The organism is Citrobacter sp. wls619 (assembly GCF_005281345.1).
Taxonomy (GTDB): domain Bacteria; phylum Pseudomonadota; class Gammaproteobacteria; order Enterobacterales; family Enterobacteriaceae; genus Citrobacter.
Window position 1 is genome coordinate 235,943 of record NZ_SZXJ01000044.1, and the last position, 13,570, is coordinate 249,512.

Annotated in this window: 12 protein-coding genes and 1 other RNA gene; 6 read left to right on the top strand and 7 right to left on the bottom strand. The window is 54.9% G+C overall.

Going from position 1 to position 13,570, the window contains the following annotated elements; translation table 11 throughout:
• Nucleotides 1–14: 14 nt before the first annotated feature.
• The 4 genes from scpB to argP form a co-directional block, all read right to left on the bottom strand.
• Nucleotides 15–800, bottom strand: coding sequence for a methylmalonyl-CoA decarboxylase (gene scpB, locus FDX19_RS10385; RefSeq protein ID WP_137382640.1), 786 nt, complete (start codon nucleotides 798–800; stop codon nucleotides 15–17).
• A 10-nt stretch (nucleotides 801–810) separates the two neighbouring features.
• Entirely contained in the window at nucleotides 811–1,806 is a 996-nt protein-coding gene (gene meaB / locus FDX19_RS10390; RefSeq protein WP_137382641.1) for a methylmalonyl Co-A mutase-associated GTPase MeaB, read from the bottom strand.
• A complete protein-coding gene (gene scpA, locus FDX19_RS10395) occupies nucleotides 1,799–3,943 on the bottom strand; it encodes a methylmalonyl-CoA mutase (protein WP_137382642.1) in 2,145 nt (714 codons plus the stop codon). The genes meaB and scpA overlap by 8 nt, the downstream gene beginning before the upstream one ends.
• A gap of 233 nt (nucleotides 3,944–4,176) precedes the next feature.
• Nucleotides 4,177–5,070, bottom strand: a complete 894-nt coding sequence (gene argP / locus FDX19_RS10400; RefSeq protein ID WP_137382643.1) for a DNA-binding transcriptional regulator ArgP — start codon at nucleotides 5,068–5,070, stop codon at nucleotides 4,177–4,179.
• Nucleotides 5,071–5,240: 170 nt separating this feature from the next.
• On the opposite strand from argP, the gene rpiA reads away from it, so the two are divergent.
• Nucleotides 5,241–5,900: a ribose-5-phosphate isomerase RpiA gene (gene rpiA / locus FDX19_RS10405; protein ID WP_003026986.1), complete on the top strand. Its 660-nt coding sequence runs from the start codon at nucleotides 5,241–5,243 to the stop codon at nucleotides 5,898–5,900.
• Between the two features lie 270 nt (nucleotides 5,901–6,170).
• On the top strand, nucleotides 6,171–7,403 hold the full coding sequence (gene serA, locus FDX19_RS10410) for a phosphoglycerate dehydrogenase (RefSeq protein WP_137382644.1): 1,233 nt from the start codon (nucleotides 6,171–6,173) through the stop codon (nucleotides 7,401–7,403).
• A gap of 381 nt (nucleotides 7,404–7,784) precedes the next feature.
• Here serA and FDX19_RS10415 read toward each other — a convergent pair whose 3' ends face one another.
• The 3 genes from FDX19_RS10415 to zapA form a co-directional block, all read right to left on the bottom strand.
• Nucleotides 7,785–8,381 carry a 5-formyltetrahydrofolate cyclo-ligase gene (locus tag FDX19_RS10415; protein WP_137382645.1) on the bottom strand — a complete coding sequence of 199 codons (597 nt, stop codon included), beginning with the start codon at nucleotides 8,379–8,381 and terminating at the stop codon, nucleotides 7,785–7,787.
• Between the two features lie 19 nt (nucleotides 8,382–8,400).
• Nucleotides 8,401–8,584: non-coding RNA, 6S RNA (gene ssrS, locus FDX19_RS10420), on the bottom strand.
• Between the two features lie 41 nt (nucleotides 8,585–8,625).
• On the bottom strand, nucleotides 8,626–8,955 hold the full coding sequence (gene zapA / locus FDX19_RS10425; protein ID WP_006686880.1) for a cell division protein ZapA: 330 nt from the start codon (nucleotides 8,953–8,955) through the stop codon (nucleotides 8,626–8,628).
• A 166-nt stretch (nucleotides 8,956–9,121) separates the two neighbouring features.
• Between zapA and FDX19_RS10430 the strand changes: the two genes are divergently transcribed.
• The 4 genes from FDX19_RS10430 to ubiI all read left to right on the top strand — a co-directional run bounded on the left by FDX19_RS10430 (nucleotide 9,122) and on the right by ubiI (nucleotide 13,543).
• Nucleotides 9,122–9,700, top strand: a complete 579-nt coding sequence (locus tag FDX19_RS10430) for a YecA family protein (protein WP_003026978.1) — start codon at nucleotides 9,122–9,124, stop codon at nucleotides 9,698–9,700.
• Between the two features lie 24 nt (nucleotides 9,701–9,724).
• The gene (gene pepP, locus FDX19_RS10435) at nucleotides 9,725–11,050 is read left to right on the top strand and encodes a Xaa-Pro aminopeptidase (protein WP_137382646.1); all 1,326 of its coding nucleotides are present in this window, start codon (nucleotides 9,725–9,727) and stop codon (nucleotides 11,048–11,050) included.
• Entirely contained in the window at nucleotides 11,047–12,225 is a 1,179-nt protein-coding gene (gene ubiH, locus FDX19_RS10440; RefSeq protein ID WP_137382647.1) for a 2-octaprenyl-6-methoxyphenyl hydroxylase, read from the top strand. The genes pepP and ubiH overlap by 4 nt, the downstream gene beginning before the upstream one ends.
• A gap of 115 nt (nucleotides 12,226–12,340) precedes the next feature.
• Entirely contained in the window at nucleotides 12,341–13,543 is a 1,203-nt protein-coding gene (gene ubiI / locus FDX19_RS10445) for an FAD-dependent 2-octaprenylphenol hydroxylase (protein ID WP_137382648.1), read from the top strand.
• The last annotated feature ends 27 nt before the right edge of the window (nucleotides 13,544–13,570 follow it).

Sequence of the window (13,570 nt, forward strand, 5' to 3'; positions counted from 1 at the left end):
TTCTCTGACCGCAATTAGTGGCCGACAAAATTCGGTTTACGTTTTTCCATAAACGCATTCATCCCTTCCTGATAGTCCTCGCTGTCGTACACCGCGCGACGCATACCCTGGATACGTTCGAACTCGTCGGAATTCATGGTGTGTGCTTCACCCAGCACGCGCAGCTCTTCTTTGATAACGGCGATCGCCAGCGGCGCTTTTTCTGAGATGTGGTGCGCCATTTGCAGGGTGAAATCTTCCAGTTCGTCGACAGGGACGACATGGTTAAGGATCCCGACAGCCATGGCGCGTTGTGCTGTAATGGGCGAGGCGGTAAAAATCAGCTCTTTCACGATGTGAAAGCCTGCATCACGAGTCAGGTTATGGATGCCCACCAGGTTATAGGGCACACCAAGATTGACTGGCGTCATCGAAAAGGTGGACGTTTCAGCGGAGATAATCAGATCGGAACTCATGATCATCTCAAATGCCCCTCCCCAGACGCTGCCTTCAACCATGGAGATCACGGGTTTCGGATATTTTTGGATCATGCGGGTTATCTGACGCAGCGGATCGTCATAGGAGAGGGGATCGCGACGTCCGGTTGGGAGTTCATGAATATCATGCCCGGCAGAGAACACTTTTGCCCCGCTTGGTGCGCGCAGAATAATGCAGCGAATTTCCGGGCGATTGAGATCGCTCAGCGCCTGTATCAGATCGTCGATAAATACTTTACTCAGGGCATTGAGCTTGCGGGCATAGTTGAATTCAATGACCGCGACTTTCTGGATGATGACAACGTTGACGTATTGATAAGACATAATGTTCTCTTTATTCAAAGTAATGATGCTGGATAAATTCGCTGATGTGCCGCAGCCCGGTGCGCGGCGAAAGATCATTGTTTTTCACGGACTGTAGCGTTTGCTGGTAATAGCGGTCGAAATCCGCACAGGCAAACAGCAGATGCAGCGCTTCTTCTTCAGCCTGTTTCTGTATCCACTCAACCGCCTGTTGTTGACGCACTTTTTCCAGCCGACCGCTGGTGGTAAGACGCGTTCTGAAGTCGGTTATCGTCTGCCAGATTTCCTCGATGCCACGCTTTTCGAGCGCACTACAGGTCAGAACCTGCGGCTGCCACTCGTCATACTTGCGGCGCAGAATGTGCAGGGCGGATTGATACATGTGGCGGGTAATGGCGACGTTGCTGCGGTTATCACCGTCATCTTTGTTGATAACGATCAGGTCAGCCATCTCCATCATCCCTTTCTTGATGCCCTGTAGATCGTCACCGCCACCGGCTATCTGCAACGAGATAAAGCAATCTACCATCCGGGCCACTTCGGTTTCGGACTGCCCGACGCCGACGGTTTCCACAATCACCACGTCAAAGCCCGCTGCTTCGCACAGCAGCATTAACTCACGCGCACGCTGGCTGGCACCGCCTAAATGCCCGCCGGAAGGCACCGGGCGAATAAACGCGGATTCTGCGCGGGCAAGCTCCGTCATGCGGGTTTTATCACCCAGAATGCTGCCGCCGCTGACCGGGCTGCTGGGATCGACGGCGATCACCGCCACCCGTAATCCGTGGTGGATCAACAGCATACCGAACGCTTCCAGGAACGTGCTTTTGCCCGCGCCCGGCGTACCGGTGATCCCTAGGCGCAGGGCGTTACCGGTGAACGGCATAATCGCGTCCAGCAATTGCGTACTCAGCGTCTGGTGGCGCGGATGGCAACTTTCGACCAGCGTCATCGCCTGCGCGAGCGTGGCGCGCTCACCCAGGCGCAGGCGCCGGACGGTATCCTCAAGCGTGGCGGCGTTAATCATGATGTTGGCTAATGCGGGTCAACACATCGCGGACGCTGTCGAGCATCGGCGTACCAGGGCCATAAATGGCAGCGACGCCACGTTCGTGCAGGAAGGTGTAATCCTGCGGCGGGATAACCCCTCCAGCGACCACGCAGATATCTTCGCGCCCCCAGTTTTTGAGCGCGGTGACCAGTTCCGGGATTAGCGTTTTATGACCTGCTGCCAGTGATGATGCGCCAATCACATGCACATCGTTTTCTACGGCCAGGCGGGCAATCTCTTCCGGTGTGGAGAACATCGGGCTGAGATCAACATCGAATCCGAGGTCGGAGTAGGCGCTGGCGATCACCTTCGCGCCGCGATCGTGACCATCCTGACCCATCTTGGCGATCAGAATACGGGGGCGGCGGCCATGCTCCGCCAGGAACCGCCCGGTTTGCGCAACAATGGCGTCAAATTCGTCAGCTGATTTATCGGACTGATGGTAGCTTTGCGCAATCACGCCGGTAACGCACTGGCTGGGAACCAGATAGCGGTCAAAGGCAACCTCCAGCGCGTCGGAGATTTCACCCAGCGTGGCGCGAACGCGGGCGGCGTTGACGGCGGCGGTCAACAGGTTTTCATTGTGCTGTGCGGCGTGGGTCAGCGCTGACAGTGCAGTTTTGACGGCATCATTGTCACGCGTAGCGCGGATATGCTGCAACGAAGCAATCTGCTCGTTACGCACTTTCACGTTGTCGATCTCCAGAACCGACGTCTCGTCTTCTTTATCCAGCTTGTACTTGTTCACGCCAACGATGACGCGCTTGCCCTGGTCGATCAGCGATTGTTCACGTGCCGAGGCTTCTTCGATCATCCGTTTCGGCAACCCGGCTTCGATCGCTTTCGCCATGCCGCCGACTTCATCGATCTGTTTAATGATCGTGCGTGCCTGCTTAACGATGTGATCGGTGAGCGACTCGACGTAATACGATCCGGCCAGCGGATCGACGGTGCGGCAGATCTCCGATTCTTCCTGAATGATGATCTGCGTATTGCGCGCAATGCGCGCGGAGAAATCAGTGGGCAGACCGAGCGCTTCATCAAAGGCGTTGGTATGCAAAGACTGCGTACCGCCGAGTGTGGCACCGAGTGCTTCGATGGTGGTGCGAATGACGTTGTTGTACGGGTCCTGCTCGGTCAGGCTCCAGCCGGATGTCTGACAGTGGGTTCGCAGAGCGAGAGATTTTGGGTTGGTCGCGCCAAAACTGCTGACCGCTTCGCTCCACAAATAACGCGCTGCGCGCAACATGGCGACATTCATGAACAGATCCATGCCGATGCCGAAGAAGAACGACAGGCGCGGGGCAAAGTCATCAATTTTCAATCCAGCAGAGAGTGCAGCTTTGATGTACTCAATACCGTCTGCCAGCGTAAAGGCCACCTGCTGCACGCAGTTCGCGCCAGCTTCGCCCATGTGGTAGCCGCTGATACTGATGGTGTTAAAGCGCGGCATGTTGCCAGAACACCAGGCGATGATGTCGGCGATAATGCGCATCGAAGGTTTTGGCGGATAAATGTAGGTGTTGCGACACAGGTATTCTTTCAGAATATCGTTCTGAATGGTCCCGGTGAGCTGTTCCGGCGTTACGCCTTGTTCTTCTGCAGCGACGATGTAAAACGCCAGTACCGGCAGCACTGCGCCGTTCATGGTCATTGATACCGACATCTTATCCAGCGGGATCTGGTCGAACAGTACCTTCATATCTTCGACAGTATCGATCGCCACGCCCGCTTTGCCGACGTCACCCGCCACACGAGGATTATCAGAGTCATAGCCACGGTGAGTGGCAAGATCAAAGGCGACGGAAAGCCCTTTTTGCCCGGCGGCGAGGTTGCGGCGGTAAAAGGCGTTGGACTCTTTGGCAGTTGAGAAACCGGCGTACTGGCGAATGGTCCACGGCTGCGCGGTATACATGGTGGCGCGCGGACCGCGCACATACGGCGGCAGGCCGGGGAGAGTACCGGTTACTTCCAGATTATCGAGATCGGCCTCGGTATACAGCGGCTTGATGGCAATCCCTTCCGCCGTCTGTCTTTCCAGAGATTCGACGGTTTTTTCCCGGCGACTGAGTTCTTTATTGGCGAGTGTTTGCCACTCCTGTACGTTTGCCATTTTTTGCTCCGTATTACGCAATAAGTTGAATCTTTACGAATACGGTGAGCTTTTTCCGTCAGCTTGTCGCCAGCAAAAAATAGCCAACAGGGCGTCGTTTTTTGCCGCATGGTGTGTTTGATTTTGTGATGTCTTTCAAAGACGTGGCATGAATAACATGAAAAAGCGGTAAGAGGAGGGGAGGCCGGATAAGGCGTTACGCTGCCATCCGGCACTCAGAGACTATAAACAGTTTAATCCTGGCGCAGCACGTTGTGACCGTAAGCCAGCAGAGCGTCGGTGACGTTGCGCATCATGCGGCTTTCCGGCGCAAAGCGATGCCAGTAGAGCATCCGGCGCTGGAACAGGCCCGGCGTTAAGTCGATAAGCTCGCCGCTTGCCAGTTCTTTCTCAATCTGTAAGTGTGGGATCATGCAGCAGGTGGTGCCCTGACGCGCCAACTGGACGAAGGCTTCAGACGAGTTAACGATGTGGCACGGTACGCTGCCCGGCGGCAAATCGAAGTTCTGCTGCAGGAAGGCCTGATGCATATCGTCGAGGTGGTCAAAAGCCACCGCTGGTGCTTTCAGCAGGGCGGAGCGGGTAACACCATTTGGGAAGTAGCGTTCGGCAAACGCTTTGGAGCCAACAAAAAGATAATCGAGCGCGCCGAGCTTATCCACCAGGCAGCTTGGCAGCGCCTGATGCTGAATACTCACTGCACCCACTACTTCACCCCGGCGCAGACGTTCCTGGGTCCGGGTTTCATCTTCAACCTGCAGGTTCAGACGAATCGGTGAATTGGCCAGTACCGGCGCCAGCGCCGGAAGCAACCAGGTTGCCAGGCTGTCGGCGTTCACCGCCAGCGAGAGCAGCAGCGGCGTGGACCCGGTTTGTTCATCACCCAGCCACTCATCTTCCAGCAGCTCAACCTGGCGCAACAGGGCCAGAAGCTTTTGTCCTTGTTCGGTAGGGCGCGGGGGGACGGTACGCACCAGCAACGGTTGTCCGAACATATTCTCAAGCTGTTTTATGCGCTGTGAAACCGCGGATTGCGTGATGCACAGCTTTTGCGCCGCGCGCTCAAATCCTCGTTCACGAATAACCGCATCCAGTGCTTGTAGTGTTCTGTAGTCCGGACGTTTCATTGCTTTGACGCACTCCTGAAATTTTTGCTTGTTCTGCACTATGACACAATTTTAGGTTGGGTAAAGACGAAATCCGCCGCCAGCTTGCGGGTGTGGGAACATTTTTCTGCACAATGTTCTATAATGCGCGTGAATTTTCCCACCATATTCACACCACAGGCGAAACGATCATGACGCAGGATGAACTGAAAAAAGCAGTAGGATGGGCGGCACTTCAGTATGTACAGCCCGGCACCATTGTGGGCGTAGGTACCGGTTCAACAGCCGCACACTTTATTGATGCGCTGGGCACAATGAAAGGTCAGATTGAAGGCGCAGTGTCCAGCTCGGACGCCTCGACTGAAAAACTGAAAAGCCTCGGTATCCACGTGTTCGATCTTAACGAAGTGGACAGCCTCGGCGTATACGTTGATGGCGCGGATGAAATCAACGGCCATATGCAGATGATCAAAGGCGGCGGCGCTGCGCTGACGCGTGAAAAAATCATTGCTTCCGTGGCGAAGAAATTTATCTGCATCGCGGACGCGTCCAAGGAAGTCGATATTCTTGGCAACTTCCCGCTGCCGGTGGAAGTGATCCCAATGGCGCGTAGCGCAGTTGCGCGTCAACTGGTGAAGTTGGGCGGTCGTCCTGAATATCGTCAGGGCGTGGTCACTGACAATGGTAACGTGATCCTTGATGTACACGGCCTGGAGATCCTCGACGCCGTGGCCATGGAAAACGCCATCAATGCGATTCCGGGCGTAGTAACCGTGGGTCTGTTCGCTAACCGTGGTGCGGATGTGGCGCTGATTGGCACACCGGACGGCGTGAAAACTATCGTAAAATGATCTGACGGGAGCGTCTTCTCCCGTTAAAAAAATTTTGGCAGGGCAAATTTGGTGACTTGTGTCACGTTTATAATATTGTCCTGCCGATCCCTCCAAAGAAAAAGTTATCGCCAGTATTTTCCTCTGACAATTCCCGCTGAATGACATTTCCTCAGCATGACGACGCAAACGTTCATATTGCCGCAATATTATTTTTTGATATGTTGAAGAGGAGGATGAAAATCCCACACACAACACATCAGTTTGAACAAAAAAAGACAGGGTCGGGAAATGGCAAAGGTATCACTGGAGAAAGATAAGATTAAATTTCTGCTGGTTGAAGGTGTGCACCAAAAAGCACTCGAGAACCTTCGTGCAGCAGGTTATACCAACATTGAGTTTCACAAAGGCGCTCTGGACACCGAACAGCTGAAAGAGTCCATCCGTGACGCCCACTTCATTGGCCTGCGATCCCGAACCCATCTGACTGAAGATGTGATTGACGCCGCAGAGAAACTGGTCGCGATTGGCTGCTTCTGTATTGGTACCAATCAGGTTGATCTGAGCGCGGCGGCAAAGCGCGGGATCCCCGTGTTTAACGCGCCATTCTCTAACACACGTTCCGTTGCCGAACTGGTGATTGGCGAACTGCTGCTACTGCTACGCGGCGTGCCGGAAGCGAACGCCAAAGCGCACCGCGGCGTGTGGAATAAACTGGCTACCGGCTCTTTTGAAGCGCGTGGCAAAAAACTGGGGATTATCGGCTACGGCCACATTGGTACTCAGCTGGGCATTCTGGCGGAATCGCTGGGGATGCACGTTTATTTCTATGATATTGAAAATAAACTGCCGCTGGGCAACGCCACGCAGGTACAGCATCTTTCCGACCTGCTGAATATGAGCGATGTAGTCAGCCTCCATGTGCCGGAAAACGCCTCCACCAAAAATCTGATGGGCGCGCATGAGATTGCGCTGATGAAACCAGGCGCACTGCTGATCAACGCTGCACGCGGAACGGTTGTCGATATCCCTGCGCTGTGTGATGCGCTGGCAACGAAACATCTGGCAGGAGCGGCCATCGATGTCTTCCCAACGGAGCCTGCATCTAACAGCGATCCGTTCACCTCGCCGCTGTGTGATTTTGATAACGTGATCCTGACGCCGCATATCGGTGGTTCCACGCTGGAAGCGCAGGAAAACATCGGCCTGGAAGTGGCGGGTAAACTGACGAAGTATTCCGACAATGGCTCTACGCTGTCTGCCGTTAACTTCCCGGAAGTCTCGCTGCCGCTGCACGGCGGTCGTCGTCTGATGCACATTCACGAAAACCGCCCAGGCGTACTGACCGCGCTGAACCAGATTTTTGCCGAGCAGGGCGTCAACATTGCCGCGCAGTATCTGCAGACTTCCGCGCAGGTCGGTTACGTGGTTATCGATATTGAAGCGGATGAAGATGTGGCGGAGAAAGCTCTGCTGGCGATGAAAGCCCTGCCGGGAACCATTCGCGCTCGTCTGCTGTACTAATTTCCTCTACATGGGCAGGCGGTTGACCTGCCCATCTTTCCTTTGCTTTCCCTGCCTCAACATCTATTCCTGTAACGCATACATTCTGTTTTCGAGCCTTGCCGCAATGGGTAATTAAAGGCAGCGTTGCGTGTTGTACAGCACTAAAAGGAATTTACGATAGAGGCTCAGCATCGCGCTGAAACGGGAAAGCCCCTACCGAAGCAGGGGCTCTAAAAAGGAAAGGGACGATGATGAGAGTCGTCATCATGCTGCTGATCCTGTTAATCATCGCTTGGCCAGCATATTAACAGAGAGTACGCAGGGGGGAGGTTCGCCTCCCTCACCCTTCACCGAGGAATTTAGGTCAAAAAAACGGCGCTGTCAATCGGCAAAAAACGGCTACCACTCCCAAATTTTGGATGGCGTCACCACCGCAGGCAGCGGGATATCCCACTCTTCGACAGGCAATTTTTCCACTCGCTGACAATCGTGCGCGTAGCCTACGGGCTGGATCTGATGCTGCTGCCAGTTTTGCAATGTACGGTCATAAAATCCACCTCCCATACCCAGGCGTTGCCCGACCTCATCAAACGCCACTAACGGCGTAATCAGCACATCCAGCTGTGACAGCGGCAATACGTCGCGTACATCAAGCCGTGGCTCCCGGATTTTTAAGCGATTGGTGACCAGCTCGCTGTGCGGATGATAGTGCAGGAACAGTAAATTACCGGGGCTGAAGGGATGAAGAACCGGAAGATAGACGCGCTTGCCCACTCGCCACAGTTGATCTATTAGCGGCTGGGTATCGAGTTCGCCATCGAACGAGAGGAATACCGCCACGGTATGAGCGAGTACAACAGGGGGATAGCTGAGCATTCGGGTCGCGGCTTGCTGGCCGAAATGTTCTTGTTGATCGGGCGTTAATGCACGACGGCGTTGCCGAATGAGTTTACGTATTTCTTGTCGGGATAAAGGAAGTTCAGAAAGTAGTGTCATGGCTGTTGCCAGGTAGAAGGGAATCTCCGAGATGCCGCCGCAGGCTGTAACCCTTGAACCCTTGGTTCAAGGTGAATGCGTCGTCACAGTTTTAAGGCTTCTCGGACGGGCCGAGCATGCTCACCAACCGTGGAGCGCCACATTCTTGTGGTATGAAATATCGGCTCAGGGGACTGGCCCGCTTGCAAACATCTCAGAGAAATTTTGTCTTCACGGTCACTCTACCACAGTAAACCGAAAAGTGTTATTCAAAGTTTTGGCCCGTTTTTTCGGTTATGCGACCCTGATCAAGCAACGCCTGTTCGATGGTCTGTTGTAGCATCCGAATACGTTGTTCCATGCTCGCCGCGTAATCACGCGTCTTCGCTTTTTCCTGAGTTAATTCATAGCTGATGTTCAACGCGGCGATGAAAACCAACTGCTCAGTATTTGTGACTCTAGTGCGAACTTTCAGATCTTGCAATCGCTGATTCAGATCGTCCGCAGCCTGATTCAACGCATCCCTTTGTTCAGGCGGGCAATTCACTCGCAGTGAACGGCCAAATATTTGGATATCGACGGGTTGTGCAGACATGCCACCTTCCTGCTGATTGACTGCGCTGCCTTCGTCTCCAGACCGTGGGTCCGCGAAGGGGCGACACTATAGCTACCCTGGTATCAAGATACAAGCCCTTTTCTGGTCCACCAGGGTCCAAAGTGGTAGCATATCATGAATATCCTCCCTTTGATGACGAATGCTTATGTCTATACAGAACGAAATGCCTGGTTACAACGAAGTTAGCCAGTTTTTGAACCAACAAGGGGCCGGATTGACCCCCGCTGAAATGCACGGTTTGATCAGCGGGATGATTTGCGGTGGCAACAACGACAGCTCATGGCAGCCGCTGTTGCACGACCTGACGAACGAAGGTCTGGCCTTCGGTCACGAGCTGGCTCAGGCGCTGCTGAAAATGCACTCTGCCACCAGCGATGCGCTGGAAGATGATGGCTTCCTTTTTCAGCTTTATCTGCCTGAAGGCGATGACGTTAGCGTGTTCGATCGCGCCGATGCGTTGGCTGGCTGGGTAAACCACTTTTTGCTGGGCCTCGGTGTGACACAACCGAAGCTCGACAAAGTGACCGGTGAAACCGGCGAAGCGATCGATGATCTGCGTAATATCGCCCAGTTGGGCTATGACGAAGACGAAGATCAGGAAGAGCTGGAAATGTCGCTCGAAGAGATCATCGAATACGTGCGTGTTGCCGCGTTGCTGTGCCATGACACATTCACGCGTCAGCAACCGACCGCACCGGAAGTCCGTAAACCGACTCTGCACTAAGAACGAAACGCAAAGGAGAGTGTGATGAGCGAGATATCTCAGCAAGAATTCCAGCGTCGTCGCCAGGCATTATTGGCGCAAATGCAGCCCGGGAGCGCCGCGCTAATTTTCGCGGCACCCGAAGCGACACGCAGCGCGGACAGTGAATATCCGTACCGCCAAAGCAGTGATTTCTGGTACTTCACCGGTTTTAACGAACCTGAAGCCGTGCTGGTGCTGATTAAAAGTGATGACACTCATAACCACAGCGTTTTGTTCAACCGGGTTCGCGACCTGACTGCAGAGATCTGGTTTGGCCGCCGTCTGGGCCAGGATGCTGCCCCGGCAAAACTTGGCGTTGACCGGGCGCTGGCCTTCAGCGAAATCAACCAACAGCTGCACCTGTTGCTCAATGGCCTGGACGCGGTGTATCACGCGCAGGGTGAATATGCCTGGGCCGACGAGATTGTGTGCACTGCACTGGATAAACTGCGCAAAGGCTCCAGACAAAATCTGCATGCGCCTGCCGCGATTATCGACTGGCGTCCAATGGTGCATGAAATGCGCCTGTTCAAATCGCCAGAAGAGATTGCTGTTATGCGCCGGGCTGGGGAAATTACCGCACTGGCGCATACCCGGGCGATGGAAAAATGCCGTCCGGGGATGTTTGAGTACCACCTGGAAGGGGAAATTCATCACGAATTCACCCGTCATGGTGCGCGTTACCCATCCTATAACACTATCGTTGGCAGCGGCGCAAACGGCTGTATCCTGCATTACACCGAAAACGAAAGTGAAATGCGTGATGGCGACCTGGTACTGATTGACGCTGGATGCGAATACAAAGGCTACGCGGGCGATATCACGCGTACCTTCCCGGTTAACGGCAAATTTACGCCAGCCCAGCGTGAAGTCTACGACATTGTGCTGGAGTCGTTAGAGACTAGCCTGCGTCTGTATCGTCCCGGAACGTCCATTCAGGAAGTCACTGGCGAAGTGGTGCGCATCATGATTACCGGCCTGGTGAAGCTTGGTATTCTGCACGGTGATGTCGATCAGTTGATTACCGAGAATGCGCACCGACCTTTCTTTATGCATGGTCTCAGCCACTGGCTGGGTCTGGATGTTCATGACGTCGGTGTCTATGGCCAGGATCGTTCGCGTATTCTGGAGCCGGGAATGGTGCTCACGGTTGAGCCTGGGTTGTATATCGCTCCGGATGCTGATGTACCGCCGGCTTACCGCGGTATCGGCATTCGTATTGAAGATGACATCCTTATTACCGAAGACGGTAACGAAAACCTGACCGCTGGTGTGGTCAAGAAGGCGGATGACATTGAAGCTCTGATGGCTGTGGCGCGACTGCAATGAGCGTGATTATTGTCGGTGGCGGTATGGTCGGCGCGACGCTGGCGCTGGCCATTTCAGCGTTGAGCCATGGGACGTTGCCTGTTCATCTGATAGAAGCGAGCGAGCCTGAAACCGATCGCCACCCGGGATTTGACGCCCGGGCAATTGCGCTGGCGGCAGGAACCTGCCAACAGCTGGCGCGAATTGGCGTGTGGCAGGCGATTGCCGATTGCGCAACGGCAATCAAAACGGTACACGTCAGTGACCGTGGGCATGCCGGATTTGTTACGCTGGATGCGCAGGAATACTGTATTCCGGCTCTGGGCCAGGTGGTAGAACTGCACGACGTCGGGCTGCGTCTGTTTGCGCTGCTGCGTACAGCGCCGGGTGTTACATTGCACTGTCCTGACCGCGTAGCCAGCGTGTCGCGCACGCAGGAGCGCGTTGAAGTGACGCTGGAGAATGGCGAGATGATTACCGGTCGCCTGCTGGTGGCTGCCGACGGTACGCGTTCCGCACTGGCGACTGCCTGCGGTGTTGACTGGCTGCAACAGCCGTATGAACAACTGGCCGTCATTGCTAACGTCACGACTTCCGTTCCTCACGACGGGCGTGCCTATGAGCGTTTCACGCCGCATGGCCCGCTGGCTATGTTGCCAATGGCGGAGGGGCGATGCTCGCTGGTGTGGTGTCATCCGCTGGAGAAGCGTGAAGAGATCATTTCCTGGTCAGATGAACAGTTTTGCCGCGAACTGCAAAACGCTTTTGGCTGGCGACTGGGACGTATTACCCAGGCTGGTAAACGCAGCGCTTACCCGCTGTCTTTAACAACCGCGCTGAAAGCGATTACCCATCGTACCGTGCTGGTAGGGAACGCCGCCCAGACGCTGCATCCCATTGCCGGGCAAGGTTTCAACCTTGGCCTGCGCGATGTAATGAGCCTTGCTGAGACGTTGACGCAGGCGCAAAACGGCGCGGAAGATGTCGGTGATTATGCGGTGCTGGCACGTTATCAGCAGCGCCGCGCGCGCGATCGCGAGGCGACGATTGGTGTGACCAACAATTTAGTGTATTTGTTTGCCAATCACTGGGCCCCGCTGGTTGTTGGGCGCAATGTCGGGTTGATGGCGATGGAATTATTCACCCCTGCGCGCGATGCGCTGGCGGAGCGGACCCTGGGTTGGGTTGCACGATAAATATGACCTGTAGGCCGGATAAGGCAACGCCGACATCCGGCAAGGGTCCCCGCAAAAATGCCTGATGGCGCTGCGCTTATCAGGCCTACGGATTACAGGTTTCGAGGTATAAACAGTGCAAAGTGTTGATGTAGCAATTGTTGGTGGCGGCATGGTGGGACTGGCGGTTGCCTGCGGCCTGCAGGGAAGTGGGTTGCGCGTTGCTGTATTAGAACAACATGTTCCGCAGCCGTTGGCGGCGGATGCACCCCCTCAGCTTCGCGTGTCGGCAATTAACGCGGCCAGTGAAAAACTGCTGACGCGCCTTGGCGTCTGGTCGGATATTGTTGCCCGTCGCGCTTGCTGTTACCACGGCATGGAAGTCTGGGATAAAGACAGCTTTGGACGTATTGCGTTTGATGACCAGAGTATGGGTTACAGCCATTTGGGCCACATCGTTGAAAACTCAGAAATTCACTACGCTCTGTGGCAAAAAGCGCAGCGTTCAGCGGATATCTCGCTGATGGCACCGGCTGAGTTACAGCAGGTGGCCTGGGGAGAAAACGAGGCGTTCCTGACGCTGAAAGATGGCTCCATGCTGACCGCCCGTCTGGTGATTGGTGCTGACGGTGCAAACTCGTGGCTGCGCAATAAAGCGGATATTCCACTGACGTTCTGGGATTACCGTCATCATGCGCTGGTGGCGACGATCCGCACGCAAGAAGCCCATGGCGCGGTTGCGCGTCAGGCGTTTCATGGCGAAGGTATCCTGGCGTTCCTGCCGCTTAGCGACCCCCATCTATGCTCTATTGTCTGGTCACTCTCGCCGCAGGATGCTGAACGTATGCAGCAGGCAAGCGCAGAGGATTTCAATCAGGCGCTGAATATCGCTTTTGATAATCGCCTGGGGTTATGCCAGCTTGAAAGCGAACGCCAGACGTTTCCGCTGACGGGACGCTATGCCCGTCAGTTTGCCGCCCATCGCATGGCGCTGGTGGGGGATGCGGCGCATACCATTCATCCGCTGGCAGGACAGGGCGTGAACCTCGGTTTTATGGATGCGGCGGAGTTGATCGATGAACTTAAGCGCCTGCAACGCCAGGGGAAAGACATCGGTCAGTACCTCTATCTGCGCCGTTATGAGCGTAGCCGTAAGCACAGTGCTGCGCTAATGCTGGCTGGAATGCAGGGGTTCCGTGAACTGTTTGCCGGGGAAAATCCGGCGAAGAAATTGCTGCGTGATATTGGTCTGAAACTGGCCGATACCCTGCCGGGCGTAAAACCACAACTCATCCGCCAGGCGATGGGACTGAACGATCTTCCCGAGTGGCTACGCTAGTGTCCGTAAGGACAATCTTAAGAGTTT

Coding starts and splice junctions, on each gene's coding strand:
- scpB (WP_137382640.1), bottom strand. CDS start 800: ATGTCTTATCAATACGTCAACGTTGTCATCATCCAGAAAGTCGCGGTC.
- meaB (WP_137382641.1), bottom strand. CDS start 1,806: ATGATTAACGCCGCCACGCTTGAGGATACCGTCCGGCGCCTGCGCCTG.
- scpA (WP_137382642.1), bottom strand. CDS start 3,943: ATGGCAAACGTACAGGAGTGGCAAACACTCGCCAATAAAGAACTCAGT.
- argP (WP_137382643.1), bottom strand. CDS start 5,070: ATGAAACGTCCGGACTACAGAACACTACAAGCACTGGATGCGGTTATT.
- rpiA (WP_003026986.1), top strand. CDS start 5,241: ATGACGCAGGATGAACTGAAAAAAGCAGTAGGATGGGCGGCACTTCAG.
- serA (WP_137382644.1), top strand. CDS start 6,171: ATGGCAAAGGTATCACTGGAGAAAGATAAGATTAAATTTCTGCTGGTT.
- FDX19_RS10415 (WP_137382645.1), bottom strand. CDS start 8,381: ATGACACTACTTTCTGAACTTCCTTTATCCCGACAAGAAATACGTAAA.
- zapA (WP_006686880.1), bottom strand. CDS start 8,955: ATGTCTGCACAACCCGTCGATATCCAAATATTTGGCCGTTCACTGCGA.
- FDX19_RS10430 (WP_003026978.1), top strand. CDS start 9,122: ATGTCTATACAGAACGAAATGCCTGGTTACAACGAAGTTAGCCAGTTT.
- pepP (WP_137382646.1), top strand. CDS start 9,725: ATGAGCGAGATATCTCAGCAAGAATTCCAGCGTCGTCGCCAGGCATTA.
- ubiH (WP_137382647.1), top strand. CDS start 11,047: ATGAGCGTGATTATTGTCGGTGGCGGTATGGTCGGCGCGACGCTGGCG.